Annotated in this window: 25 protein-coding genes and 1 other RNA gene; 13 read left to right on the top strand and 13 right to left on the bottom strand. The window is 56.9% G+C overall.

The window, feature by feature from the left end; all coding sequences use genetic code 11:
• Positions 1–11: 11 nt before the first annotated feature.
• A complete protein-coding gene (gene dxs / locus SynMEDNS5_RS06020; RefSeq protein ID WP_186585671.1) occupies positions 12–1,955 on the bottom strand; it encodes a 1-deoxy-D-xylulose-5-phosphate synthase in 1,944 nt (647 codons plus the stop codon).
• A 77-nt stretch (positions 1,956–2,032) separates the two neighbouring features.
• On the opposite strand from dxs, the gene ilvA reads away from it, so the two are divergent.
• From ilvA to SynMEDNS5_RS06005, 3 genes are all read left to right on the top strand, one after another.
• Complete coding sequence (ilvA, locus tag SynMEDNS5_RS06015; protein WP_186585670.1) at positions 2,033–3,565, top strand: threonine ammonia-lyase, biosynthetic; 1,533 nt, start codon at positions 2,033–2,035, stop codon at positions 3,563–3,565.
• A 99-nt stretch (positions 3,566–3,664) separates the two neighbouring features.
• Complete coding sequence (gene scpB / locus SynMEDNS5_RS06010) at positions 3,665–4,165, top strand: SMC-Scp complex subunit ScpB (protein ID WP_186585874.1); 501 nt, start codon at positions 3,665–3,667, stop codon at positions 4,163–4,165.
• 24 nt (positions 4,166–4,189) lie between these two features.
• Positions 4,190–4,492 carry a YggT family protein gene (locus SynMEDNS5_RS06005; RefSeq protein ID WP_186585669.1) on the top strand — a complete coding sequence of 101 codons (303 nt, stop codon included), beginning with the start codon at positions 4,190–4,192 and terminating at the stop codon, positions 4,490–4,492.
• Positions 4,493–4,497: 5 nt separating this feature from the next.
• Here the strand turns inward: SynMEDNS5_RS06005 and SynMEDNS5_RS06000 are convergent, their stop codons facing one another.
• Complete coding sequence (locus tag SynMEDNS5_RS06000; protein ID WP_186585668.1) at positions 4,498–4,827, bottom strand: nucleoside triphosphate pyrophosphohydrolase family protein; 330 nt, start codon at positions 4,825–4,827, stop codon at positions 4,498–4,500.
• Between the two features lie 56 nt (positions 4,828–4,883).
• On the opposite strand from SynMEDNS5_RS06000, the gene pyk reads away from it, so the two are divergent.
• From pyk to SynMEDNS5_RS05980, 4 genes are all read left to right on the top strand, one after another.
• On the top strand, positions 4,884–6,668 hold the full coding sequence (gene pyk / locus SynMEDNS5_RS05995) for a pyruvate kinase (RefSeq protein WP_186585667.1): 1,785 nt from the start codon (positions 4,884–4,886) through the stop codon (positions 6,666–6,668).
• Between the two features lie 14 nt (positions 6,669–6,682).
• Positions 6,683–7,912: an ABC transporter permease gene (locus tag SynMEDNS5_RS05990; RefSeq protein ID WP_186585666.1), complete on the top strand. Its 1,230-nt coding sequence runs from the start codon at positions 6,683–6,685 to the stop codon at positions 7,910–7,912.
• 63 nt (positions 7,913–7,975) lie between these two features.
• Positions 7,976–9,889, top strand: coding sequence for an ATP-dependent zinc metalloprotease FtsH (gene ftsH / locus SynMEDNS5_RS05985; protein WP_186585665.1), 1,914 nt, complete (start codon positions 7,976–7,978; stop codon positions 9,887–9,889).
• Between the two features lie 43 nt (positions 9,890–9,932).
• The gene (locus tag SynMEDNS5_RS05980) at positions 9,933–10,166 is read left to right on the top strand and encodes a hypothetical protein (RefSeq protein ID WP_186585664.1); all 234 of its coding nucleotides are present in this window, start codon (positions 9,933–9,935) and stop codon (positions 10,164–10,166) included.
• A 60-nt stretch (positions 10,167–10,226) separates the two neighbouring features.
• Here SynMEDNS5_RS05980 and clpP read toward each other — a convergent pair whose 3' ends face one another.
• Positions 10,227–10,817 carry an ATP-dependent Clp endopeptidase proteolytic subunit ClpP gene (clpP, locus tag SynMEDNS5_RS05975; RefSeq protein ID WP_186585663.1) on the bottom strand — a complete coding sequence of 197 codons (591 nt, stop codon included), beginning with the start codon at positions 10,815–10,817 and terminating at the stop codon, positions 10,227–10,229.
• Positions 10,818–10,897: 80 nt separating this feature from the next.
• On the opposite strand from clpP, the gene psb29 reads away from it, so the two are divergent.
• A complete protein-coding gene (gene psb29 / locus SynMEDNS5_RS05970) occupies positions 10,898–11,581 on the top strand; it encodes a photosystem II biogenesis protein Psp29 (RefSeq protein WP_186585872.1) in 684 nt (227 codons plus the stop codon).
• Here the strand turns inward: psb29 and SynMEDNS5_RS05965 are convergent.
• Positions 11,572–13,023, bottom strand: coding sequence for a hypothetical protein (locus SynMEDNS5_RS05965; RefSeq protein WP_255440346.1), 1,452 nt, complete (start codon positions 13,021–13,023; stop codon positions 11,572–11,574). The genes psb29 and SynMEDNS5_RS05965 overlap by 10 nt on opposite strands.
• Positions 13,024–13,127: 104 nt before the next feature.
• Positions 13,128–13,229: a cytochrome b6-f complex subunit PetN gene (gene petN / locus SynMEDNS5_RS05960; RefSeq protein WP_006041398.1), complete on the bottom strand. Its 102-nt coding sequence runs from the start codon at positions 13,227–13,229 to the stop codon at positions 13,128–13,130.
• A gap of 70 nt (positions 13,230–13,299) precedes the next feature.
• Between petN and clpS the strand changes: the two genes are divergently transcribed.
• Together clpS and SynMEDNS5_RS05950 are read left to right on the top strand one after the other, a co-directional pair.
• The gene (gene clpS / locus SynMEDNS5_RS05955; protein ID WP_186585662.1) at positions 13,300–13,596 is read left to right on the top strand and encodes an ATP-dependent Clp protease adapter ClpS; all 297 of its coding nucleotides are present in this window, start codon (positions 13,300–13,302) and stop codon (positions 13,594–13,596) included.
• A gap of 34 nt (positions 13,597–13,630) precedes the next feature.
• A complete protein-coding gene (locus SynMEDNS5_RS05950) occupies positions 13,631–15,016 on the top strand; it encodes a BCD family MFS transporter (protein ID WP_186585661.1) in 1,386 nt (461 codons plus the stop codon).
• A 7-nt stretch (positions 15,017–15,023) separates the two neighbouring features.
• On the opposite strand, the gene SynMEDNS5_RS05945 is transcribed toward SynMEDNS5_RS05950, so the two are convergent.
• Positions 15,024–15,251, bottom strand: coding sequence for a hypothetical protein (locus tag SynMEDNS5_RS05945; RefSeq protein ID WP_186585660.1), 228 nt, complete (start codon positions 15,249–15,251; stop codon positions 15,024–15,026).
• 77 nt (positions 15,252–15,328) lie between these two features.
• Here SynMEDNS5_RS05945 and SynMEDNS5_RS05940 point away from each other — a divergent pair, with 77 nt between their 5' ends.
• Positions 15,329–15,604, top strand: a complete 276-nt coding sequence (locus SynMEDNS5_RS05940; RefSeq protein WP_186585871.1) for a DUF2103 domain-containing protein — start codon at positions 15,329–15,331, stop codon at positions 15,602–15,604.
• A gap of 5 nt (positions 15,605–15,609) precedes the next feature.
• Here SynMEDNS5_RS05940 and ssrS read toward each other — a convergent pair.
• From ssrS to SynMEDNS5_RS05925, 3 genes are all read right to left on the bottom strand, one after another.
• Positions 15,610–15,793: non-coding RNA, 6S RNA (ssrS, locus tag SynMEDNS5_RS05935), on the bottom strand.
• Between the two features lie 2 nt (positions 15,794–15,795).
• On the bottom strand, positions 15,796–16,974 hold the full coding sequence (locus SynMEDNS5_RS05930) for a 5-(carboxyamino)imidazole ribonucleotide synthase (protein WP_186585659.1): 1,179 nt from the start codon (positions 16,972–16,974) through the stop codon (positions 15,796–15,798).
• 73 nt (positions 16,975–17,047) lie between these two features.
• On the bottom strand, positions 17,048–17,938 hold the full coding sequence (locus SynMEDNS5_RS05925; protein WP_186585658.1) for a carbohydrate ABC transporter permease: 891 nt from the start codon (positions 17,936–17,938) through the stop codon (positions 17,048–17,050).
• Positions 17,939–18,009: 71 nt separating this feature from the next.
• Between SynMEDNS5_RS05925 and aroB the strand changes: the two genes are divergently transcribed.
• Positions 18,010–19,113 (top strand): 3-dehydroquinate synthase, encoded by a 1,104-nt coding sequence (gene aroB, locus SynMEDNS5_RS05920; protein ID WP_186585657.1) that lies wholly within the window; start codon positions 18,010–18,012, stop codon positions 19,111–19,113.
• On the opposite strand, the gene SynMEDNS5_RS05915 is transcribed toward aroB, so the two are convergent.
• The gene (locus SynMEDNS5_RS05915) at positions 19,085–20,317 is read right to left on the bottom strand and encodes a class I SAM-dependent methyltransferase (RefSeq protein ID WP_186585656.1); all 1,233 of its coding nucleotides are present in this window, start codon (positions 20,315–20,317) and stop codon (positions 19,085–19,087) included. The genes aroB and SynMEDNS5_RS05915 overlap by 29 nt on opposite strands.
• Before the next feature lie 35 nt (positions 20,318–20,352).
• On the opposite strand from SynMEDNS5_RS05915, the gene SynMEDNS5_RS05910 reads away from it, so the two are divergent.
• On the top strand, positions 20,353–21,156 hold the full coding sequence (locus SynMEDNS5_RS05910; RefSeq protein WP_186585655.1) for a TPM domain-containing protein: 804 nt from the start codon (positions 20,353–20,355) through the stop codon (positions 21,154–21,156).
• 32 nt (positions 21,157–21,188) lie between these two features.
• Here the strand turns inward: SynMEDNS5_RS05910 and SynMEDNS5_RS05905 are convergent, their stop codons facing one another.
• From SynMEDNS5_RS05905 to SynMEDNS5_RS05895, 3 genes are all read right to left on the bottom strand, one after another.
• Entirely contained in the window at positions 21,189–21,932 is a 744-nt protein-coding gene (locus SynMEDNS5_RS05905) for a glycoside hydrolase family 104 protein (protein ID WP_186585654.1), read from the bottom strand.
• A gap of 225 nt (positions 21,933–22,157) precedes the next feature.
• Complete coding sequence (locus SynMEDNS5_RS05900; RefSeq protein ID WP_186585653.1) at positions 22,158–23,252, bottom strand: hypothetical protein; 1,095 nt, start codon at positions 23,250–23,252, stop codon at positions 22,158–22,160.
• Positions 23,252–24,046, bottom strand: coding sequence for a TIGR04168 family protein (locus SynMEDNS5_RS05895; protein WP_255440345.1), 795 nt, complete (start codon positions 24,044–24,046; stop codon positions 23,252–23,254). Before SynMEDNS5_RS05895 ends, SynMEDNS5_RS05900 begins: the two co-directional genes overlap by 1 nt.
• Positions 24,047–24,094: the final 48 nt, after the last annotated feature.

Here is a 24,094-nt window from a genome sequence, read left to right as displayed (position 1 = left end):
CTCCTGAGTCCTCAGCTCTCAACGACGGTCATGCTCGGCTGCTGGATGAATGGACTGGCAGATGTCCCTTTGGCACGCTGAACAAACGTTTTGATCTTCTCTGCCATTTGTACGGGCGTTAGACCCAGCTGTTCAAAACTCTGCTGGGGGGTTGCATGATCAACAAGAACGTCTGGGATTCCCAAACGCAGGATTGATGGCTTGATGTCTGCGTCACTAAGCGACTCGGTGACAGCAGATCCGAACCCCCCTGACAAGGTTCCCTCCTCAATCGTGACAACCTTGCCGATTCGCCGAGCCAGTGGATGGAACAGCTCATCGTCCAGAGGCCTGAGGAATCTCGCATTCACAACCGTGCTGTCCACTCCTTGGGCAGCGAGCAGTTCGGCGGTTGCCATCGCTTTTGAGTTCATGGCTCCGTAAGCCACAATCAGAAGATCGTCACCTTCCCGCAGAAGTTCGCCACGACCGATGGGCAGAGGTTCCCAGCCCTCTTCCATCAGCGGAACTCCTTCACCGGGTCCACGGGGGATTCTGATGGCACAAGGACCTGAATGCTGGAGGCTGCTGACCAGCATCCTTTGCAATTCGGCTTCGTCTTTCGGGGCCATCACGGTGAAGTTCGGAATCGCCCGCAGATAGCTGATGTCGTACTGACCCTGATGCGTCGGGCCGTCGGCACCGACGATGCCCGCCCGATCGAGCACGAATGTAACAGGCAGATTCTGAATCCCCACATCGTGGATCATCTGATCAAACGCTCTCTGCAGGAATGTGCTGTAGATAGCGACGACCGGACGGAGTCCATCGCAGGCCATGCCTGCAGCAAGCGTGACGGCATGCTGTTCTGCAATTCCAACATCGACGTACTGATCCGGAACTGCTTTTTGAAGCAGATCCAATCCAGTTCCAGTTGCCATCGCTGCAGTGATGCCAACCACCTTTGAATTCTGTTCGCAGATTTTCACAAGTGTTTGTCCAAACACCTTGCTGTAACTAGGAGGTTTCGGGGTTTTGCTTGGACGTGCTTTCCCGGTTCCAAGGTCGAAGGCCGACTGGGCGTGATAACCAACTTGATCAGCTTCCGCGTAGGGATAGCCCTTACCTTTCGTTGTGATGACGTGAACGAGAACGGGCCCACCGATGCGATGGGCTGCCTGGAACGTGCGAATCATTTCGGCCATGTCATGGCCATCAATCGGCCCCATGTAAGTGAAACCCAGTTCCTCGAACACGGCGCCGACCTTGGGCACCGCCAGTCGGCGCATGCTTTCCTTTAAACGATTCAGTTCCGGAGGCAAATCGCCGCCCATGAAAGGAAGATTGCGCATGCTTTCCTCAACACTTCCAGACAGGAACTGCATCGGAGGACTCAGTCGCATCCGGTTGAGGTGGCTTGACAACGCCCCAACAGGGGGAGAGATCGACATGTCGTTGTCATTCAGCACCACCAGGAAGGGTGTGTGAGGCATGTGGCCGGCATGGTTGATGGCCTCGAGGGCCATTCCGCCTGTCAAAGCGCCATCGCCGATCACAGCAACGCACTTATGGTCCAGACCCTGCCGGTCGCGGGCCATCGCCATTCCGAGAGCAGCAGAAATGGATGTGCTGGCGTGCCCTGCACCGAAATGATCGAAATCGCTCTCACAGCGCTTGAGATAACCAGCCACACCCCCCTGCTGACGCAGGGAATCGAACGCTGCATAACGGCCTGTGATCAACTTATGTGGGTAAGCCTGATGGCCCACATCCCACACCACCCTGTCCTTGTCCAGATCAAGGGTTTGATAAAGAGCAAGAGTCAGCTCGACAACTCCCAGCCCGGGCCCGAGATGTCCACCGCTGTTGGAAACAACCTCGAGATGGCGTTGTCTGATTTGTTTAGCAACGTCCTGGAGCTCTGCCACAGAGAGGCCATGCAGCTCATTGGGATGGGCTAAGTCGCTCAGGTGCATGGGCCCGCTTCTGATTCAGGCAATCTACGGGCCCTCCTTACCAGCCGCGACAGCCGCTGAGTTGTCACACTGGGAAGATGGACGACTATCTCCAAAGGATTCTTCGTGCACGGGTCTATGACGTCGCCCGTGAAACCCCCCTCGATGTAGCCAGCAATCTCAGTCGCCGTCTCACCAACACCATCCGACTCAAGCGGGAGGATCTGCAACCGGTCTTTTCGTTCAAACTTCGCGGGGCATACAACCGCATGGCCCAGTTGTCCCAAGAGGAACTGAGCCGTGGGGTGATCGCCTCCAGTGCTGGGAACCACGCTCAGGGCGTCGCTCTCAGTGCCTCCCATCTACACTGCCGAGCAGTGATTGTGATGCCGATCACCACGCCAAGCGTGAAAGTTGAGGCCGTGAAGCAACTGGGAGGCGAAGTTGTTCTCCACGGTGAAACTTACGACGAGGCCTATGCCGAGGCACTCCGTCGCAGTGAAAACGAGCACCTTTGCTTCATCCACCCTTTCGATGACCCCGATGTCATTGCCGGACAAGGCACCGTGGGCATGGAAATCCTGCGTCAGAGCCCACGTCCCCCAGATGCCATCTACATCGCCATTGGGGGTGGCGGCCTGATCGGAGGCATCGCGGCCTATGTGAAAACCCTATGGCCCGATGTGCAGATCATTGGTGTTGAGCCGCATGACGCTGCCGCCATGACCCTGTCGCTGGAGGCCGGTGAACGCATTCGACTTCCACAAGTTGGATTGTTCGCTGATGGTGTGGCCGTGCGCGAAGTCGGTGAACACACGTTCCGACTGGCCCGGCGTTATGTCGACGCCATCGTCACGGTCAGCACCGATGAGATTTGTGCGGCGATTAAGGATGTCTTTGAAGACACCCGGTCCATTCTCGAGCCGGCGGGGGCTCTGGCGGTTGCGGGCCTAAAAGCGGATGTCGCACGTCGCGGACTGAAAGATCAAGAACTGGTGGCCGTCGCCTGCGGCGCCAACATGAATTTTGATCGGCTGCGTTTTGTGGCGGAGCGGGCCGAATTGGGTGAGGAGCGCGAGGCCATGCTGGCTGTGGAAATTCCCGAAGAACCGGGCAGCCTGAGAAAACTTTGTGAGCTTCTCCACAAACGCAGCCTGACGGAATTCAGCTACCGCATGGGTGCGGGCGCAAGCGCCCATATCTTTATGGGCATCCAGGTGGCTGATCTGCAAGATCGCTCGGATCTCCTTGCTTACCTGCGCAGTCACGGATACGACTGCCTCGATCTCAGTGACGATGAACTGGCAAAGGTTCACCTCCGTCACATGGTGGGTGGCCGATTGCCCATTCGCGCTGATTCACCATCCCAGCAACCCCAGGAATTGCTCTACCGCTTTGAGTTCCCCGAACGGCCCGGGGCGCTGATGCGCTTCGTGAGTGCCCTGCATGCTGACTGGTCGATCAGCATTTTTCACTACCGGAACCATGGTGCAGACGTGGGCCGCATCGTGGTTGGGGTGCTGGTCAAACCTGATGAACTTCAAGACTGGCAAGCAGTGCTCAGAGAGCTTGGGTATGCCAGCTGGGAGGAAACGTCCAATCCTGCCTATCGCATCTTTCTGGGAGCCTGATGGCCCTTCTGTGTGTGGACGTTACCTTTAATTGTCGGGTTGAGAGGTGGGGATTTGAGTGACGATACGTTGCCTCTGGAGCGGGATCATGAGCATCCGATGGAACAGGCGCTCTCCCTACCGGCCCGTTTAGAAGCGATTCTCTATCTGAAGGGTCGTCCCCTCACGCTTCAGGAACTGGCCGCACTCTCTGGAGTTTCAGCATCCGAAGCGGAACAGGGTTTACTGATTTTGATTGCCGGTTATGCCCAAAGGGACACCGCCCTTGAGATCAATCACGCCAATGGCCGTTACGGTCTTCAGCTCAGACCAGGGTTAGGCGATCTGGTGAGGGATCTTCTCCCTGTCGACCTGTCAACCGCTGCCCTGAGAACATTGGCCACAATCGCTTTGAAAAAGCGCATCCTTCAGTCGGACCTTGTCGATCTGCGCGGCTCTGGGGCCTACGACCACATCAAGGAACTGATCGCCCAGAATTTCATTGAACGCAAGCGCCAGAGTGATGGTCGCTCGTACTGGATCACGCTGACAGAGAAATTTCATCGAACCTTTTCAGTGCTCCCTGAAATCGGCGGCACCGAACCCCCCAAGGCTGCATAGAGTTCCCTCAGTCATCCCGCTCCCATGGCTTTCGAGTTGGTGTCCACCACGTTTCAGGTGCTGGCGCAGACCCTGCAGATCTATTCGCTCGTGCTGATTGTGCGCGTGCTGTTGAGCTGGTTCCCCAACATCGATTGGAGCAATCCGGTGCTGAGCACCGTGAGCTCCATCACCGATCCTTACCTCAACGCCTTTCGAGGCTTGATTCCTCCTCTGGGTGGTCTCGACCTCTCGGCGATTCTGGCCTTCTTCGCCCTCAGCCTGATGCAGCGGCTTCTTGTTTCCGCCAGTTATTCGTTTGCAAGTGGATTCAACAGCTTCGGCTGAGTCTGTCAGCGGTGGTCGCCCTCGCCGTGCAGGGTTCCCCGTTTGGAGCGACTGTTCAGTTTTTCGAGGTTCATCTTCCCCACGTCTTCGAGGGTCAGTCCCAGTTCTGTGGAAAGTTGGGCGATGTACCAAAGCACATCGCCCAGTTCAAGGGCGATGTCTTGTGTGAATCTGTCGTCCACCAGGCTGTTCCGATCCCGGATCAGTTTCTTGACTTTGTCAGCCACCTCTCCCGCCTCTCCTGCAAGCCCTAGCGTTGGATAAATCAGATTGCTTCCAAGATCGGGGTAACGGGCTGTCGTTCTGGATTCCCGCTGGTAATCGTTGAGATGCACAGTGATGAGGCGCCAATGGGCTTGACGGTAGATTCCGCTGGTTTATGGCGCCAAGAATGGCCGTGCTCGATCTGAACCGTAGAACCAAGATCGTTGCCACGATCGGCCCAGCCACAGAAAGCGCTGAACGGATCCGTGAGCTGATCCAGGCCGGTGCCACGACATTCCGTTTGAATTTTTCCCACGGAGATCACAGCGAGCATGCGGCCCGGATGGCCACAATTCGTCAGGTGGCCCATGAGCTGGGTGTTCATATCGGCATCCTCCAAGACCTTCAGGGTCCGAAGATCAGGCTGGGCCGTTTTGAGGAAGGACCAATCACCGTTGGCAAAGGTGATCATTTCTCCCTCACTTCAAAACAGGTGCGCTGCAACCAGACGGTTGCCACAGTGACTTACGACAGGCTTGCTGATGAGGTCACCGCAGGCAGCCGCATCCTTCTCGACGATGGCCGCGTCGAGATGCGCGTTGACAGGGTCGATCTCGCTGATCAGACCCTGCATTGCGTCGTCACCGTGGGTGGCGTGCTCTCCAATAACAAAGGAGTGAATTTCCCAGACGTGCAGCTCTCTGTGCGTGCTCTGACCCAAAAAGACCGCCAGGATCTTGCATTCGGACTTCAGCAGGGTGTCGACTGGGTCGCCCTGAGTTTCGTGCGCAACCCATCGGATATGCAGGAGATCCGAGAACTCATTCGCAAGCATGGCTTCACCACCCCCGTGGTGGCGAAGATCGAGAAATTTGAAGCGATCGACCAGATCGACGCGATCTTGCCACTGTGCGACGGGGTCATGGTGGCCCGCGGGGATCTCGGAGTCGAGATGCCAGCTGAAGAGGTTCCTCTGCTTCAGAAGGATCTGATTCACAAGGCCAACAGCCTGGGAATCCCGATCATCACGGCAACCCAGATGCTCGACTCGATGGCATCAAGCCCCAGACCCACCCGAGCGGAGGTGAGTGATGTGGCCAACGCGATCCTGGATGGAACCGACGCGGTGATGCTCTCGAATGAAACCGCCGTCGGGGACTTTCCCGTTGAAGCGGTCGAAACGATGGCCACGATTGCGCGGCGGATCGAACGGGACTATCCCCAGCGTCCGATTGATACTCATCTGCCCAGCACCATTCCCAATGCGATCAGCGGAGCAGTGAGCAGCATTGCTCGACAACTCAATGCGGCGGCCATCCTCCCGCTCACCAAAAGTGGGGCCACAGCTCACAACGTGAGCAAATTCAGACCCTCCACGCCAATTCTCGCGATCACTTCCGAAGTCTCAGTGGCACGCAAACTCCAGCTGGTTTGGGGTGTCACACCCTTGCTGATCGAAACGCAGAAAAGCACGACAGCAACATTCACTTTGGCGATGGGTGTGGCTCAGGAAATGGGAGTTCTCAAAGACGGAGACCTCTGCGTTCAAACGGCCGGAACTCTTGCAGGCGTAAGCGGTTCCACGGATCTGATCAAGGTGGGGATTGTAAGTGCTGTGCTGGGCCGGGGAACCGGAATCGGAAACGGCTCGATCAGTGGCAAGGTCCGCATCGCCCTCACCGCAAGCGACTGCGCGCGTCTGGAACCCGGAGACATCCTCGTCGCCAGCGACACCAACGCTGACTACCTCGACGCGTTCCGTGAAGCCGCCGCGATCATCACCGAATGTGGGGGTGATGATTCACATGCTGCAGTGATTGCCCGTCGGCTCGGTCTGTCGGTAATCACCGGCGTCGCCAATGCAACCAGAGATCTGCGAGAAGGTGAGGTGGTGACCCTCCACATCAAAGAAGGTGCGGTGCATCGCGGCACCGGCAGCAACACGCTGATGAAACTCGACACGATGCTCTAAACACGAACAGAAGAATGGCGAGCAACCTGCCTATCGCCGAAACCGTCGGGATGGCTCTCACCACACTGAGAGCCAATCGCCTGCGAAGCCTGCTCACCATGCTTGGGATCGTGATCGGCAATGCGTCCGTGATCACCCTCGTGGGAGTGGGACGCGGTGCTCAGAATCTTGCGGAGAGCCAACTCAGCACCCTTGGCGCCAATGTGCTGTTCGTTGTGCCCGGCAGCAACGACACCCGCAGGCAAGGTGTGGCATTTCCGAAGACGCTCGTTCTTGAAGATGCTGAAGCGATTGCGGAGCAGGTCCCGAGCGTGAAGCGGGTGGCACCACAGATCAATGCCAATGAAGTTGTTCAGGCTGGAGCGAGAAGCAGCACAGCGGCGATCTTCGGGATCACACCGGAATTTCTTCCCGTAAGAAGTTTCGAGATCTCCAGAGGTCGTTTTATCACAGAACAGGACGTGAAAGCCGCGCGCACCGTTGTGGTGATTGGCCCTGATCTGCGTGACAAGCTCTTTCCCAGCGGCAGTTCCATCGGACAAAGCCTGCGGATCCGTGACCAGAGTTTCACGGTGATTGGGGTGATGGCACCGAAGGGAGCAGTCTTCGGCTCCAATCAAGATGAAAACGCTTACATCCCTCTCTCCACCATGGTGAGCAGGCTGACCGGCCGCGATCCCACCTATGGCATCAGTTTGAGTTTCATCAGTGCTGAAGCCCTCTCTGAACAGAGCACCGGGGCTGCAAAGTTCCAAATCTCCAACCTTCTTCGCCAACGGCACAAGATCCTTCGCAACGATGATTTCGCGGTGCGTTCCCAACAGGATGCCCTCACGATCGTTGGCACCATCACTGGTGGCCTCACACTGATGTTGGGTGCGATCGGTGGCGTTTCGCTCTTGGTCGGCGGAATCGGAATTATGAACATCATGTTGGTGTCAGTCAGCGAGCGCACCGAGGAGATCGGTCTGAGAAAGGCACTCGGAGCCAGGAGTTCCGATGTTCTTCGTCAGTTTCTTGTCGAGTCGCTTGTTCTGGCCAGCCTCGGCGGCGTGATCGGAACAGCCGCTGGATACGGAGCCATCGCCTTGGTTGCTGCGTTCACTCCCCTACCGGCCGCGATCGGAGCCTCCACAGTCCTGGTCACTGTGGGGTTGTCAGGCTCCATCGGCCTGTTTTTCGGTGTGGTTCCTGCCAGGCGAGCAGCACGACTTGATCCGATCACGGCATTGCGCAGTCTTTAGTGAGATCTGCGTCTGCAGTTCAACACCGGCAGCTCTTACGATCACGCAATCGGTACGAGATCCATGAACCAACGCTGGCGCCAGATCCTTCTTTGGGGTCTACCCATCACCATTGCTCTGGTGCTGGCCTGGCAAGTGCTCGGCAGCGGTGGATTGAACGGCCTTAAGCCCGGAGGTCCCACCGTGGCGCCGCGGAACACCGCGGTCGCTCGCATGAGCTACGGACGCTTCCTTGACTACGTTGCAGCCGGACGTGTCACATCTGTCGACATCTACGACGGCGGTCGGGATGCCGTGGTGGAAGCGGTCGATCCCGACCTTGATAATCGGGTTCAGCGTCTGAGAGTCGATCTTCCTGGGCTTGCACCTGAACTGATCAACACACTCAAGGAGGAAGGAATCAGCTTTGACATTCACCCTCCAAAAACAGCTCCGCCGGCCCTTGGCCTGCTCGGAAATCTTCTGTTTCCCTTGCTGCTGATTGGATCGCTGATTTTCCTGGCACGACGCTCCAACAACATGCCCGGTGGCCCAGGCCAAGCCATGCAATTCGGAAAGACAAAAGCCCGTTTTGCGATGGAAGCTGAAACCGGCGTGATGTTTGACGATGTCGCTGGCGTCAATGAAGCCAAGCAAGACCTCGAGGAGGTTGTCACCTTCTTGAAGCAGCCTGAAAAGTTCACGTCTGTGGGTGCACAAATTCCCAAGGGGCTGCTTTTGGTTGGCCCTCCGGGCACGGGCAAGACTCTGCTCGCCAAAGCGATCGCAGGTGAAGCGGGCGTTCCGTTTTTCTCTCTCTCCGGATCGGAGTTCGTCGAGATGTTTGTGGGTGTTGGCGCCAGCCGCGTTCGCGATCTCTTCAAGCGAGCCAAAGAAAACAGCCCTTGCCTGATTTTCATTGATGAAATCGATGCCGTTGGTCGCCAGAGAGGTGCGGGTATTGGTGGCGGAAATGACGAACGTGAGCAGACCCTCAATCAGCTGCTAACAGAGATGGACGGATTCGAGGGCAACAGCGGAATCATCATCATCGCCGCAACCAATCGCCCTGATGTTCTCGACTCAGCGCTGATGCGCCCCGGGCGATTCGATCGCCAGGTCACCGTTGACGCTCCTGACATCAAAGGCCGACTCTCCATTCTGGAAGTTCATTCCAGAAACAAGAAACTCGATCCTGAGCTTTCACTCGACAGCATTGCCAGACGCACTCCTGGTTTCACAGGCGCTGACCTGGCCAATCTTCTCAATGAAGCAGCGATTCTGACCGCTCGTCGCCGTAAGGAGTCAATCAGCCTCTCTGAGATCGACGATGCCGTCGACAGAATCATTGCCGGCATGGAGGGACAACCTCTTACAGATGGTCGAAGTAAGCGATTGATCGCTTATCACGAAGTCGGCCACGCTCTTGTGGGCACGTTGGTGAAGGATCATGACCCGGTTCAGAAAGTCACCCTGATCCCCAGGGGACAGGCGCAAGGACTCACCTGGTTCTCACCGGATGAGGAACAGATGCTTGTATCTCGCGCTCAACTCAAAGCGCGGATCATGGGAGCTCTTGGTGGGCGCGCTGCCGAAGATGTGGTTTTCGGACGTTCCGAAGTCACCACCGGAGCAGGTGGAGACATCCAACAGGTTGCATCGATGGCACGTCAGATGGTGACTCGCTTTGGCATGAGCAACCTTGGCCCCATGTCCCTTGAAGGAGGGAGTCAGGAGGTTTTCCTTGGTCGCGATCTGATGACCCGAAGTGATGTTTCGGAAGCCATCTCCAAACAAGTTGATGATCAGGTTCGCAATATTGTGATGCAGTGCTATCAAGAAACCCTTGAACTGGTTGGTGCTCAGAGAGAAGTTATGGATGATCTCGTTGAATTGTTAATTGAAAAGGAAACGCTTGATGGAGATGAGTTCAGAGACATGGTCGCACAAGTAACTGAGATCCCCGAAAAAGAACGCTTCTCCCCGGTTCTTAGCTAAATTTTAACCTCCGGGTTTCATGATTTGTTTTTAGGAATCGTTTATGGAACCCGGAGATGGAACCCATTCTCCACTAGAGACTTTCAGCAGTTATCGAGGAGATAACTGGTCACCGGAACGTTTAGCATTTCATCAAAATCTCGAACAATTTGCTGAACGGGTTGGTTTAATTGTGGGACTTCAAGCCAACGGCAAAGTGGAACAAAGTGAAGCATATGCAGAGATCAAAGCACTATGGAATGATTTGCGCTCCAGCAAAAAAGATTTGTCAATATAATAAGTAAACTTGAGAATAATCTCACTTGGGTCAACTATTTGACCCAAGTGGAATTGATAGTTAAACAGAGTGAACGGGACGTTTGTCAATCACACTGTCAATCAGGCCATACTCCACGGCTTCTTGCGGTGACATGAAGAAATCTCGATCTGTATCTTCCTGAATCTTGGTCAAAGGCTGAGAGGTACGTTCAGCGAGTTCTTGGTTGAGGCGATTTTTCAGAAACAAGATCTCGTCGGCTTGAATTCTGATATCGCTTGCTTGCCCGCGAGCACCTCCCAGTGGTTGGTGAATCATGATCCGAGAATGACGGAGGCTGCTCCTTTTCCCCTGGGCACCCGCACAAAGCAGAAATGCTCCCATGCTCGCGGCAAGGCCGACACAGACAGTCTGCACATCAGGCTTGATGTGCTGCATTGTGTCGAAAATACCCAATCCGTCGTAAACAGATCCACCAGGTGAGTTGATGTACAAGAAAATATCTTTTTCCGGATCTTCAGCTTCCAAAAACAGCAGCTGAGCAACAATGCGGTTGGCGGACTCACTCGTGACAGCTTCTCCAAGGAAAATGATGCGCTCCCGCAACAAACGGGAATAGATGTCAAACGCTCTTTCCCCGCGCCCGGATTCCTCGATCACGATGGGGATCATGCTGCTCTTGCACACTGACTCAATCCTAACGGCGGCATCGGCAGCGCTATGGTCGTGCCTTGAATCAGCTGCAGAAAACCTTGACAGGGCTTCGGACGATCGCAGACAGCAAGAGAGCGTTTCACGCAGCGTTTCCCTACGTGATTCCATCTCTCTATCGACGCACTGCCGATGAGTTGCTTGTGGAACTGCATCTGCTCAGCCACCAGACGCAATTCAAAACGAATGCCCTCTTTGCAGTCGGACTCCGGCAGGTCTTCACTGCCTTCACCAAGGGATATCGACCTGCTGATCACCTCTCCGAGCTGTTTGATGCCCTTTGCAGCTGCAACGGTTTCAACGCCCAACAGCTGAATTCCGTTGCGGAGGGATCAGAAAAAGCTGTAGCCGGCCACAGTATGGAAGAGGTTCAGGCTTGGCTGCAGACAAAAGGAGCTGGAGCGCCTGAACCCCTCGCCTCCGGTCTCGCAGACATTGCCGGCGAACAGTTCCACTACTCAAGACTGATGGCCGTTGGCCTGTTCTCCCTTCTGTCCTCAGCGCAAGGCGTTGAATCACAGGATCCTGAAGACCTCTGCAAGACAACCCACAGCATCGGTGAGCAGATTGGCCTGTCCAGGCCACGCCTTGAGAAGGATCTCGGCTTGTACAGATCCAACCTTGAGAAGATGGCCCAGGCGGTCGAACTGATGGAGGAGACGCTTGCTTCAGAACGTCGGAAGCGAGAGCGCCAGGCCTCGGAAAGCAAGCAGTCTCAAGATTGAGGCAGCGTCAGCTGCCCCTGCAGCCTCCAAAGCCCCCTGGACGTTGTCGGTCCACTGGCATCCAATGGCTTGACTTGAAAGGTCATGGTTGAAGCCTTGGTCATCGGCTTCGGCCAACGTCCACTGAGAAGATCCATGGTGGCCAGTGTGGAAGGATCGGCCTGAACAATCAGTGAAGCAGCTTTGGACGCACCCAGATCTCGGAGGAACCGTTTCTCCTCCGGTTTGATGCCAAATCCGATACTCAGCAACGGTTGGCCTTTGCCTCCGAGCCAACGCCAGCCACCGATGATCGTTTTTTTGGGATCGTCCGCTTTGAACCACAGCTGTTGTTCCTGAACGTTTGGGTCTGCGGATGGTTGAGGCGAAGCGAATCCACGACTCTTCAGCCGATCACTGACGGTGCTGAGCACCTTCATCCATGAAGCCTGATCGTTTGGAACAGGAATCTGCAGTTGCAGCCCTGCGCGGTACAAACCTGTTGGCCTGGGCACAAGTCGCAGAGAAAAGGGTGATGCGCTGATCCGAGATCGCAACACCTCGCTGATTCCGTAGTTCTGCTCGAGAGGAACCTGGATGATCTGTCGACTCAAGAGAGTTCCAAAAATCAATTGCAACGCAGAGCCATCAACGCGCAGCAAGCTGGATTGTTCTGCTGGACCCGCTTCAACGTTGGAACGGTTCCACCTAACCAGTTGCGCCTTCACAGGGTTGGTCCGCAGCGGACGTTGTCCAATCACGCCGCTCCACTGCAGAGTCCTGCCCTGAAGGCGCAGTTGCATGCATCCCTCACGTCCCTGTTGCAGTAGGGGCGCGAGAGTACCGCTCACGGAGGCCAACGCATCGGCGCTCCAGTAGACGCTTGGTCGCAGCGAAAGAGAGTTGAGGCATGACTGAAACAACCCACCCTCCGCAAACGCTTCCGATTGAGGCTTGACCGTATCGATGCGTTGCATCAGCTGCTCTCGGTGAAGCTGATCGGTGCCGATCACCACCAGATTCCCCAGCCGCTGGCCGAAGGAGTGCTGCGCTTGGGTCTGAGCCAATGTCGCAGGAAGAATCAAATAAGCCTCGCCATCCAGTGACCAGGCCTGCCACCAGAGCATTCCTCCCTGCCGTTTCCAGAGATCACCAGCCGGTTTCACTCCGAGGCGTGCATTCCACAGTGACGGAACAGGCCGGCGGGGATCACCCTGGAAGCTCTGGATCAGGATGAATGCATCGGCCAACCGCGCCAGTGAACGCACGGTTGAATCACGGTTCGAGAGTTTGCGACTGGTCGTCGTCCCGAGGCCGATAATCGACCCGAAGATGAGCAACAGAATTCCAAGTGCTGTAGCAGGAAAAGCCTTGAGTCCAGTGAGGATGAACTGACGCTCGAATGGACTGGACTCAGCTACGACCACGTGGTGAACGCCGGCGACGACGATCTCTCCACTCAATGGTAGACAGATAAATCACAGCGACACTGACAAAGACAAGCAGAGCCGTGGCCGTGACCGCCAAACCTTGATTCAGCAGCTGGGATTGAACTGATGCGAGCACCTCAGAAGTTCAGCGTGCCGTCACCGTTACGGCCCCACACCACCATGGCGATCGAAAAGCTGAAAACAGCTGCAAGAGAAGCCCAGGCCAGGGTGAACAGCATGTCTTGATCGTGATTCAGCAAATTTTACCTAAGGTATTGGGCGGTTCAGGCCAGTTGTTCACGAGCTCTCATGACTTCGTCATCACCGGGCGTTTCCACCGTTCTTGAAAGAGATCGGCAAGCGCTGCGCTACCCCCAGGCTCGCGTGATCGTCCTTAACGACGACGTGAACACCTTTGAGCACGTTGTGGAGAGTCTCTGCAGGATCATTCCCGGCATGAACAGCGACAGAGCCTGGGCTCTGGCACATCGAATCGACGGTGAAGGTGCCGCAGAGGTCTGGTGTGGTCCTCTTGAGCAAGCAGAGCTTTACCACCAGCAACTCGGTGCTGATGGTCTCACGATGGCGCCAATCGAACGCTGTTAACGAGCGTAAGGTTCACGGGCTTGCGATCGACCACGTGGGTTCGGCCCGGTTTTTTCTACTCGCCATTCGCCTGGGTCTCTTTCAGGCCTGTCTCGGAGCGCTATCAGTGCTCACCCTGGGCATCTTCAACAGGCTTCTGATTGAAGAATTTGCCGTTCCCGCCGCATTGACGGCACTCGCTCTTGGCTGCCAGCAGCTCGTTGCCTTCACGCGGGTGTGGTTCGGCCAGCGGTCGGATCGCTGTCGCTGGAGAGGACTGCGCCGAACACCTTTCATCATCGGTGGAGCAGCTGCATTCTGCGTGCTCACCTGGATCGCCGGGCGGCTGGTGCTTTGGATCGCTGCTGCATCCATGCTCGATGACGCCTCAGCTGTGACCGTACGAGGGCTGTTGCTGGCTGCCGTTTTCTTGCTGTATGGCTTGGCGATTTCAGCGAGTTCAACGCCCTTTGCCGCTCTGTTGGTCGATGTCAGCACCGACAAACAACGACCTGTTCTGGTCTCGATTGTGTGGTCAATGCTGATGGTTGGGATTGTTGCCGGCGCAATTCTCCTGAGCTCCTTTCTCGGCTCCTCCTGTGCAAGCGCGGAGCTCACGGATGTCATTGATGGCGTGAGGCGTCTGATCTTGGTCGCCCCCGTGGTGATCTTCGTCCTCGTGCTGATCGCGATCGCTGGTGTTGAACCGCGAATCACCAGCAACAGCCGGCATGGGAAGGGCCAGAGCAATGATCAGGAAATCTCCCTGGCAGCGTCCTGGACGATTCTCCGAGCCTCTCCGCAGGTGGGCTACTTCTTTGCCGTCCTATCGCTGTTCACGTTTTCGCTCTTCTTGCAAGAGGCCGTTCTTGAGCCCTACGGAGGCGCGATCTTCGCGATGGATGTCTGCGCCACCACAAGGCTAAATGCCATCTGGGGGATCGGAACATTGCTTGGAATTGCCACGACGGGGTTTCTGTTCGTGCCCCGGCTCGGCGCCCAACGCACAGCTCTGCTGGGAGGTCTTCTTTCGGCTGTTTTCGTGCTTCTGATCGTGGTTGCAGGCGGCATGAACTCTGAACCTGTCTTCAAGGGAGCTCTCTTTCTCTTTGGGGCTGCTGCCGGGATCAGCACCAATGCAAGCCTCACCCTCATGCTGGGCCTCACCTCTCCGCTGATGGCAGGAACCTTTATCGGTGTGTGGGGGCTTGCGCAGGCTTATGCCAGGGGACTGGCCACCATCGGAGGTGGAGCTCTGCTCAGCTTCTTTGGTCAGTTCACTGGCTCTCAGAACAGTTTCAGTGCTTACGCGGGCGTCTTCATCGTGCAAGCCATTGGTCTTCTCATCGCTGGCGTGATGCTGCTTCGCGTCGATACCAACTTGTTTCAGCGCAAGGTTGAGCAGGCGCTGGCTTCCGTTCTCACCAGCGAACTTGACTGATTAAACGTCAGGCCGCTGGCTGCCGGCTGGCGCGGGTGAGCTTCAGCAGTTCCGTGGTTTTCAGTTTCTGGTTCTGAGCGACCAGCACATAGCGCATCACTTTCCCAGGACAAAAAGCCAGACCCCTGACTTCGTCTCCATGCAGCTCCGCTGTTAAGACGCGTGCTTGCGGACCGCAGCGATCCTTGAGAGGGGCGATCACTTGCAGACAGAGGCTGTCAACGGATCGGAGCATGGGGGACAGCATCGCTGTCTTCTCTGTAGCCAGATCCTTTAGCTTCGGCCAGCTTGTTTCATGTTGCTGGTCTGGTCGTGGGGCGCCTGGTGATCACGCACAGCACTTACGTCGAGGGACTGATTCCTTGGCTCAAGAAACTGGCCACAGACCCAGCCATCCAAACGATCACTCCCGGGGTGATCAGTCGAGTTAGAGGCCGATGCGTTGGCCTTCAACTTCGAATTTCAACACCGGTGTCCGGAGGATTCAAGGTGGTGGCCCGCAGAGGCACCAGCGCGCAGGAAGTGTTTGTCGTCACACCGCTGAGCAAAGACGAATTACGCGAACGGATCAAAGCCTCAAGCCCCTGAAAAGGGGGTGAACCACCCAGCCGTGCAAGCCCCAGTGTTCGACCTGGAGTTACCAGAAGGGGCGACAAAGTGAGGCTTCGTTTCCGGCTACAAGGCCGGTCTACGGCACCATCACGACAGTTGCCCCAAGTCGAAAGAGAGTCAGATCAGAGCACTAGAAGAAGGCTGTCACCAACGGGGTAGTTCACTGATCAATTTAGGGGATTTGGCCACACTTCCCGGATTTGGCTCAGGACTGTCATCGCCGTCTGACGACGGGCCTCTGCTCTCTCCTCACGCAGTACAACGGTGACGTGGCCCACTTTGCGACCAGGCAGTTCCTGCTTGCCATACCAATGCACATGGGCGTTCGGAATCGATCGGAGCCTGGCCAAACGTTCATTGAGGTTTTGATCATTGCCAACGGCGGCGGCATCGTGCAAGCCGAGCAGATTGACCATCAAGGCGCCTTCCACCACAAGCTCTGTTGCAGGAACCGGTAAGCCTGCCGTGATGCAGAGCTGCTGATCGAACTGACTGCTGGAGCAGGCTTCGATGGAAAAGTGACCCGAGTTATGGGTGCGGGGAGCGATTTCGTTCACAAACAAACCGTCCGGCCCGTAAAAGAACTCCAGAGCCATCACTCCCACGTATCCCAGACGGGTGAGCAGAGAAGCTGCAATGTTGTAGGCGGTTGCTTCGAGCAAGGGTTCCGCTTCCGCAGGGGCGAGAACCCAGTCGCAGATTTGATTGCTCTGGTGGGTCTCCACCATTGGCAAGTGGCGGATACGCCCCTGTCGATCGCGACTCACCACAAGAGCAAGCTCCCGCTCAAATTTCACCCAACTCTCGAGCAACCAGTCCTGAACTCGCACATTGCGCATGAGATGGGCCAGATCATGGAGATCCTCAAGGATTTGAGTGCCCTTGCCGTCGTACCCACCGGTCGCAGCCTTGGCCATCACCGGGAAAGTCCATCCAGGAGGCAGCGCAGGTGACCCTGGATTGATCTCAGCCAGACAGATCCAGCGAGGGCTGGGAATGGAGAGATCGTCGAGAAGTCGGCGCTGGGAGAGTTTGTTAACGAGAGGCACCAGGCTGGCCAGGGATGGCACAAAAGTCACGCCCTGTCGTTCCAGAGGCATGAGAGCGTCCACCGACACCCACTCGTTCTCGAATGTGATGCCGCTGCAATCACGGGCCAGCTCTCGCGTCGCTTCCTGATCGGTCGGCAACGCCTGCACCAATCGGCTGGATGCAGCAACAGCGCAATCAGCCTCGGATGTGGTTTGAACCAACACATCAATGCCGCGAAGAGCGGCGGCCTCCGACAACATGCGGGCCAGCTGGCCGCCGCCGATCACTCCGATTGCGCCGTCAGCGCTCCCCATGTCAGACCCTTTCTCAACCTGAAGCTTGCCATCCGAGCGGAGATCAGACAGCAGCTTCCATCAAACGCATGACTTAAATGAGAGAACGATCATCGCTGAAGGCCAGTCGCACAGCAGTAAGCAACAGAACGATCAGAAACAGAGCCAGGCCAACAGTGCATGCATAGCTGATTTCCAACTCCGCAAAGGCTTGGTCGTAGACGTAATAAACAAGCGTGCGCGTGGAGTCGGCAGGTCCACCCTGAGTCATCAGAAACACCTCCTCAAACACCTTGGTGGCAGCGATCGCTGAGATCACGGCCACCAAGGTGAGATAAGGACGTAATAAAGGGAGCGTGATGTCGAGATGCTTTCTCCAGCCTTCACTGCCATCGAGTTCGGCTGCTTCGTACAGCTCACCGGGAATCCCTTGAAGTCCGCCCAGGAAAATCACCATGTAGTAACCGAGTCCTTTCCAGAGCGTGACCAGCATCACCGAAGGAAGGGCCAGCAACGGGTTGGAGAGGAAGTCGATCGGAAGAAAACCGGAGCCGATGAGAGCGCCGAGCCAGCCATTGATCAATCCGTTTTCGGCGTAAAGCCATCGAAAGGCGATCGCAGCAACAACAATCGAAACAAGAACCGGGGTGTAGAAAGCAGCCCTGATGATGTGAATTCCAGGGAGTGCCCGGTTCACAAGCACAGCCAGAGCGAGGGCACCGAGAACAATCGGCGGCACGACTCCGAAGAGATAGATCAAAGTCGTTCCCAGAACTTTGTAAAACATCGGATCACCTGCCAGACGCCGCAGATTGGCGAATCCGATGAAACGCAGGGGTTCGGAAACATCAAGCCCTGTCTGCGTGAAGCTCATGACCAGCGCCATCGCTGCTGGAATCAGCACCGAAACACCAAGAAGGATGAGCGCAGGACTCAGAAAGCCCCAGGCCGTGAGGGTTCTGCTGCGATCAACCTCGGATTTCATCAAGATCCAACCCGAAACGTTTCGTGCTGAGGATAGGGTCAGTGACCACGACCTCAGAGACAACGTCGGCAATGGAACCACAAGCCAGGATCCGTGTAGCCCTCGAACGCAATCCCTACGACGTCATCATCGGTGCTGGCCAGCTAACCCGTGTTGGTGATGCAATCTCTGCGCTGCAAGTGCGAGATGGAACCAGGATTCTTGTGGTGAGCAACCCGGAAGTGGCCGATCACTACGCCGCGCAATGCCTCACCAGTCTCGAAACAGCAGGCTTCAGACCAGTGCTCTTGGAGATTGATGCGGGCGAGGAGCAGAAAACACTCGACACCATCAGGATCATTCTTGACGCCGCACAACGGAACGGCCTGGAACGCACCTCCCTGATGCTGGCCCTTGGTGGAGGAGTGGTGGGGGACATGACCGGATTCGCCGCTGCCTGCTGGCTTCGAGGCATCCCGGTTGTTCAGCTTCCCACCACCCTTCTGGCGATGGTGGATGCCTCGATCGGAGGCAAAACCGGCGTTAACCACGCCTGCGGGAAAAACCTGATTGGGGCATTTCACCAGCCGTCGCTGGTGATGATTGATCCCCTCACATTGCAGACACTTCCACCAAGGGAGTTCCGTGCCGGAATGGCGGAAGTGATCAAATATGGGGTGATCGGCGATTCCGAACTGTTTGAACGTCTCGAGCAGGCTGAGGATCTCAGTGATCCAGGCAGCATGAGCCCGGAATTTCTTCAGACCATCCTCGAGCGATCCGCCCAGGCCAAAGCCGCAGTGGTTGCTGCCGATGAACGGGAAGGCGGGCGGCGAGCGATTCTCAATTACGGCCATACCTTCGGACATGTGGTGGAAACACTCAGCGGATATGGCACTTGGCTGCATGGTGAAGCCGTCGCCATCGGCATGGCGACCGTTGGTCATCTGGCCGTAATCAAAGGACTGTGGACGGAGGCAGATCAGCAACGTCAGTTGACCCTGATCCGTAAGGCTGGGCTTCCCACTGAATGGCCTTGTCTGGAGATCGACCGGGTCATTGACACTCTTCGCTCCGACAAAAAAGTCCGCCACGGTCAGTTGCGGTTTGTCTTGCCGAACGCCATAGGGTCGGTTCTGATCAGCGATCAGATCAACGAAGACAACGTCAGGCAGTGTCTGGAGATCCAGCACTGACCTGTGGGGGATCCCGCAGCAAACGACTGCGTTGCACTGGGACATCATCCTGTCCAGTGCTCTGCCGACGGAACACCATCCAGCGCAGGTCACCGAGACAGGAAGGATCCACCAGACGCAACAGGGTTTCTCGACGGCGCAGTGCCTCTCCCAGTTGCGCAGCTGGAAGGGATTGAAGGGCGCTGAATCGTTCGGCCAAGCCGAGAGCAAGAAGGGCCTCCCCTTGGCGGCGTTGTCCTTCAAACCTCCAACCGTTCATTTCAGCTGCGGCAACCACACCGTCCACACAGAGATGGGCTGTGATGTCCTGAGTACCGGCATTGCGAAGAACATCATTGGTTGCGACCTGCTGTTGATAGGCCAGCAACGTGCCATCGCTGCGATGGCAGGCGTAATAGCGATCCGCTTCAAAGGCATAGTCCACCACCAGCAGCACCCCCTGTTGCACTGCCGCAGCCGCGTCATGCATCCAAGGGGAAACGGATGCATGCCATTCCGTGGTCCAACCATCCTCCGCTCCAACGGGTGGGATCACCATTCCTGAGCGATCACATTCACGCTGGAACCGTGCCCTGAGCTCTCCAACGAACGGCCCCTCCGCAAGATGAATCTGTGCTGAGGGGCCCTCCTCTCGGAGACGGACCATCTGGCGTTGCAAGGTTTCGGATCTGAGCACCAAACGCTCAACGGAGAGTGCATCCAGCAGCTCATGCGCCACCACAACACCGACCAAGGGGTTGCGGCGTAATTCATCGAGTGAACTCCAGCGGCAGGGAATGGCAGGGCAAGCACCAAGGCGCTGCTTCTGCCGCATTTCCATCCCTGGGTTGCACTCCACAAGAACGCAGTCCAGACGATCGACCAATCCAGGTGCCTTGCGGCGAAGCAAGGGGATGAGCTGGGCGGTGAGCGTGCCTTCACCCGGGCCTACATCCACTACCGAGAGGCGTTCAGCGGGATGGCGCTCGCCGAGGGCTTGAAGCCACTCCACCAGCTGATCCACAAGCAGTTCAGCGAAGTCCTCCCCCAGAGATGGCGATGTTGTGAAGTCGCCATCCGGCCCGACTGCAAGACGGCCCGATCCATACGCCCCATGGCTGGGGTCGTGAAGGGCCCAGTGCATGAACAGTGAGAAGGGAACCTCTCCTCCGGATTGCCGAAGTCGATCCAGCAACCAGGCTGGGCAGCACACATCCGAGACCATCAGTTGGTGAGAATGGCGGGCAGACGTTGACGATCATGGGCTTCCGCCGAACACTCTGTCGCTGGGCGGCAGTTCTAATCCTTCCTCTGCTGCTTCTGCTTGCAGCACCCGTGCAGGCCATCGATAACCCTGAACTGCTTCCGGATCACCCGACCCCTGTGATTGATCTGGCCAGAATCTTCAGTGCAAAGGAACTGCAATCGCTAGAAATGTCGTTGGATGCCTTCGAGCAACGCAGCGGCTGGAAGATCAGGGTTCTGACCCAATACGAACGCACACCAGGATTGGCGGTGAAGGAATTCTGGGGGCTCGATGAACGCAGCCTGCTGATGGTGGGGGATCCCCGCGGCGGCAACCTGCTCAATTTCAACGTGGGCGACGCCTTCTTCGCCCTGATGCCACGCACCTGGTGGGTCGAGTTGCAAACGCGCTATGGAAATCAGTACTACGTGCGTGACCATGGAGAGGATGGATCACTCATCGCGGCGATTGATGCTGTGGAATTGTGTCTCGACCGCGGTGGTTGCCAGGTTGTTCCAGGTCTCCCCACCGAGCAATGGCTCTGGACGCTCAGCACCTCAGTACTCGGTGGCTTGATCGCCGGCTTTGCGGCCTACCCACGCAAGGAAGGAGAGCGCGTGGCCTGGGCCTGGTTGCTGCTCCTTTCACCTCTTTGGATCATGCTGTTCGGGGTCTTCGGGATCGCTCCGGTCGTGACCCGCACCAGCGATCTCCTGCCTTTGATTCGCAACGGCATGGGATTTATCGGAGGGGCTGTTGGCGCTTACTTGATTGCACAAGCAACAGTTGGCCGACGTTTAAGCGAGTCGAATGAATAACGAAGAATTGACTGGTTCCCTGGGGATCGTTCTCAGGGAAAACCACAAAGAATGGTGGGGCCTGTGCAAACAGGAGCTTTGGGGATACCAGAATCAATTTCAGAAGCTTCCGTCAACAAGGACTCTCTTCTGGCATCACGAATCTGACGCAGCTGAGCCAGATTCAGGTTGTAAAAGCCTTTGAGGTTGGTGAAGCGCTTCACGGGCTGCCCGTAGTAGCTGCGTCCACGCAGTGTGGGAAAGGATGCCCATTCGGGGGCCAGCTTGGCAGCGAGAATCGGCGTCATCACCCCTGTATCGGTAAGGCTCAAAGCCTTGCGGCGCTGAATCAGAAACAGCGCTCCCTGATCCTGAACTTCCGGACCGAATCCACGAACGCCGAGGCTGCGCTTCACTAAATCCCAGGTGAAAGGCATGAACTGATAAGCACCTGCCGCTGCACTGGCATAACGGGATGAATAAATCACCCGGTTGGGGTGGCGATCCATCGATCGCATCAGCCCTCCACCGAACATCACCCTGTAACCCAGATCAAGGCCACCTTTCCAGGTTCCCTCTGCAAAGCGGATGGTGTTAAGCATCGCCCGACGCTCTGGGGTGATGACGTAGGGGAGAGCAGACATCTGGGCTTCCTCAGGAAGCATTACCAGACGAGAACGATCGCTGCCAACCGGAGGAAGAACGGCCTCTGCAGGAACGGCAAGGGATAACAGGGGCAAGACGCTTGCTGACACCGCCGGAAGAACACGACAGATGGTACGAGCAAGTGAAGACATGCAAATGAAGCCGTAGAACAGGGAGTTATGAACGCTTTAAGAGCGAGAATCAGAACTCCAATGTTGAGAACAACACGGCCTGACTGTGTCGAACAGCGAGCGGATCACCTAGACGCCCTGTGACACGCCATAAATCGTCCCACCTCTGAGCGACAACCTCTATTGCGAGCAGAACCAGACCAGCGCAGCGTTCGCGAGGGCAATAAGCCAGGCCAATGGCGACCATCAGACCTGCTGAACAGTATCGATTGCGACCCTCTTCACGGCCTTGGCCGCCTCGATCGCTCCAGTGGCACTGAGCCTGCCGTGGGTGGGTGGCTGCAGGGGCTGATCCAAGGCCCAGCGGCCTGATTCAAGCTCCTCCCGCCGAAGAATGCGATGGGACGCGTGCTGCCTGAGGCCTTCCATCAAAACGGAGGCCTCGGCAAATCCCTGACGCTCCACAACATGAAGTCCGAGATCCGCTGCCATGGCTTCACAGAAACTGCTGAAGCCAGGTTTCCCGAGATGCCGCCTGCAGTAGGGCATCACATCCAGTGGTCGAACCCCGTCGGGTAGCAGGGTCACGTTGCTGATCAACGCGAGACGCTCTTTCAGATCTGGATTCCGGGGAAGAGTGAGCAGGAAACGATGATCGGGCCAACGGGCAAACAGTGATGGCTCCAGTCCCAGACCGAGCCCTCCGAACCCCACCAGCACGTTCGGAGAAGGGGACTCCTGCAACTTGGCCTCCAGCGCTGCGGGAATGGATCTGGGTTCAGCAGCGACCAACGTCAAACTGATCTCCCGTAGGTTCCAGTTCATCGCCAGGGAGAAAGGACAACGCAGCAGCAGGGACCCGCGTTGATAGCAATCCCGCGCGCGGCGAACCCATGCCGCGAAGGCAGATCCAAGGGGGGCGTAAATGTCATCCCACCCGAAATTGCCCATCCAAACCAAAGGAGCTTGCAACTGCTCGGCGAGTTCGGCGGCGACAGGTGGGATATCGCCGATAACGAGCACTGGCATGTCCTGCTTGGAAATCCAAGCCACTTCCTGATCCAGCCGCTGGGGAAGGGCGTCCTCCAGATCCTTCAACGCCTCCAGTGTGGCGGCCGGATCGGCACCGAGAGCATCAGCCTGGAGCATCCCCACATCCCAGCGCACGGGGCGTAGCACCACGGGAATATCCCGAAAAACGAGCTCAAGGAAGCGACGATCCACCATCGTGCTGATCACCAGCGTCCAGTGGGGACAGAGCAAGTGCAGCTCCCTCAACAGAGCGGCCTGACGGGCTGCATGGCCGAAACCATGACTACTGATGCAGACGTAGATCAACATCAGTCGGGTCCCCGTGCGCTCAGGCGATGGAGGGTCTGTTCATAAATAAGATTGCCCTGCGGCCGATACCAGCGGTGGCTCACCAGGGTGGGACGAGTGCCATCGAATTCAACCCATGTGAAGTGATGGAGTGGCTCCCCCGATGCATCAACGCCCGTGCGTGGAACACAGGCAGCGTTCACATACAGGGTGCCCAGACGGTCGCGGTGAAAGGTGATCCGTTCGCCTTTCCCACCGCGCAGATGGTGGTGCATGTGCCCAAACACCACGAGATCGGCACGCCGCCGCTCCTGCATGCGATCCAAGGCCAACGCGAGATCACGATCACCCCAATCAATCGCAGGCTTTTTCCAGTCCCGGCCACATGGACTGGAGGCATCAGACCCCAGACCGGTGGGACCGCAATGGGCCAGCACCACCAGCGGCCAGTCGTCGGGTACACGCCGTGCGGCCTCAACAATCCGACGCGCTGATTCCTCTTCCGTCACAGGTCCAAACACGGCTTGAACCGCTTGAGAAAGATGAAACCCTCCTCCGGCGCTGCAGGGACGGGCTCCGACAATGCCGACCGCAGGGGCTTGCCAGGAACGGAGTGCCCATGAGCAATCGCGATCGCCCAGCAGGGTCAACTGCTGCTGGAGAAGAGCACCACTGCGGTCTTTGCCCCGATCATGGTTGCCAAGAATGACGGCCACTGGACAGGCCAGTTGGGTGATCCGCTTGACGAGACGCAAATCGCCATCACTGAGATCACCCACGAACAACAGAGCATCAGCGCCAAGTTGCTGTGCCAACACGGCATCCCGGTCTCCCCAGTCACCGTGCAGATCTCCGGCAATGGC

Source organism: Synechococcus sp. MEDNS5, assembly GCF_014279875.1.
Lineage (GTDB): Bacteria > Cyanobacteriota > Cyanobacteriia > PCC-6307 > Cyanobiaceae > Synechococcus_C.
Note: the sequence above shows the minus strand (reverse complement) of the source record. Positions and strands in the feature narration are given on the sequence as shown.

Coding starts and splice junctions, on each gene's coding strand:
- dxs (WP_186585671.1), bottom strand. CDS start 1,955: ATGCACCTGAGCGACTTAGCCCATCCCAATGAGCTGCATGGCCTCTCT.
- ilvA (WP_186585670.1), top strand. CDS start 2,033: ATGGACGACTATCTCCAAAGGATTCTTCGTGCACGGGTCTATGACGTC.
- scpB (WP_186585874.1), top strand. CDS start 3,665: ATGGAACAGGCGCTCTCCCTACCGGCCCGTTTAGAAGCGATTCTCTAT.
- SynMEDNS5_RS06005 (WP_186585669.1), top strand. CDS start 4,190: ATGGCTTTCGAGTTGGTGTCCACCACGTTTCAGGTGCTGGCGCAGACC.
- pyk (WP_186585667.1), top strand. CDS start 4,884: ATGGCCGTGCTCGATCTGAACCGTAGAACCAAGATCGTTGCCACGATC.
- SynMEDNS5_RS05990 (WP_186585666.1), top strand. CDS start 6,683: ATGGCGAGCAACCTGCCTATCGCCGAAACCGTCGGGATGGCTCTCACC.
- ftsH (WP_186585665.1), top strand. CDS start 7,976: ATGAACCAACGCTGGCGCCAGATCCTTCTTTGGGGTCTACCCATCACC.
- SynMEDNS5_RS05980 (WP_186585664.1), top strand. CDS start 9,933: ATGGAACCCGGAGATGGAACCCATTCTCCACTAGAGACTTTCAGCAGT.
- clpP (WP_186585663.1), bottom strand. CDS start 10,817: ATGATCCCCATCGTGATCGAGGAATCCGGGCGCGGGGAAAGAGCGTTT.
- petN (WP_006041398.1), bottom strand. CDS start 13,229: ATGCTGTTCACCCTGGCCTGGGCTTCTCTTGCAGCTGTTTTCAGCTTT.
- clpS (WP_186585662.1), top strand. CDS start 13,300: ATGACTTCGTCATCACCGGGCGTTTCCACCGTTCTTGAAAGAGATCGG.
- SynMEDNS5_RS05945 (WP_186585660.1), bottom strand. CDS start 15,251: ATGCTCCGATCCGTTGACAGCCTCTGTCTGCAAGTGATCGCCCCTCTC.
- SynMEDNS5_RS05930 (WP_186585659.1), bottom strand. CDS start 16,974: ATGGGGAGCGCTGACGGCGCAATCGGAGTGATCGGCGGCGGCCAGCTG.
- SynMEDNS5_RS05925 (WP_186585658.1), bottom strand. CDS start 17,938: ATGAAATCCGAGGTTGATCGCAGCAGAACCCTCACGGCCTGGGGCTTT.
- aroB (WP_186585657.1), top strand. CDS start 18,010: ATGGAACCACAAGCCAGGATCCGTGTAGCCCTCGAACGCAATCCCTAC.
- SynMEDNS5_RS05915 (WP_186585656.1), bottom strand. CDS start 20,317: ATGGTCTCGGATGTGTGCTGCCCAGCCTGGTTGCTGGATCGACTTCGG.
- SynMEDNS5_RS05910 (WP_186585655.1), top strand. CDS start 20,353: ATGGGCTTCCGCCGAACACTCTGTCGCTGGGCGGCAGTTCTAATCCTT.
- SynMEDNS5_RS05905 (WP_186585654.1), bottom strand. CDS start 21,932: ATGTCTTCACTTGCTCGTACCATCTGTCGTGTTCTTCCGGCGGTGTCA.
- SynMEDNS5_RS05900 (WP_186585653.1), bottom strand. CDS start 23,252: ATGTTGATCTACGTCTGCATCAGTAGTCATGGTTTCGGCCATGCAGCC.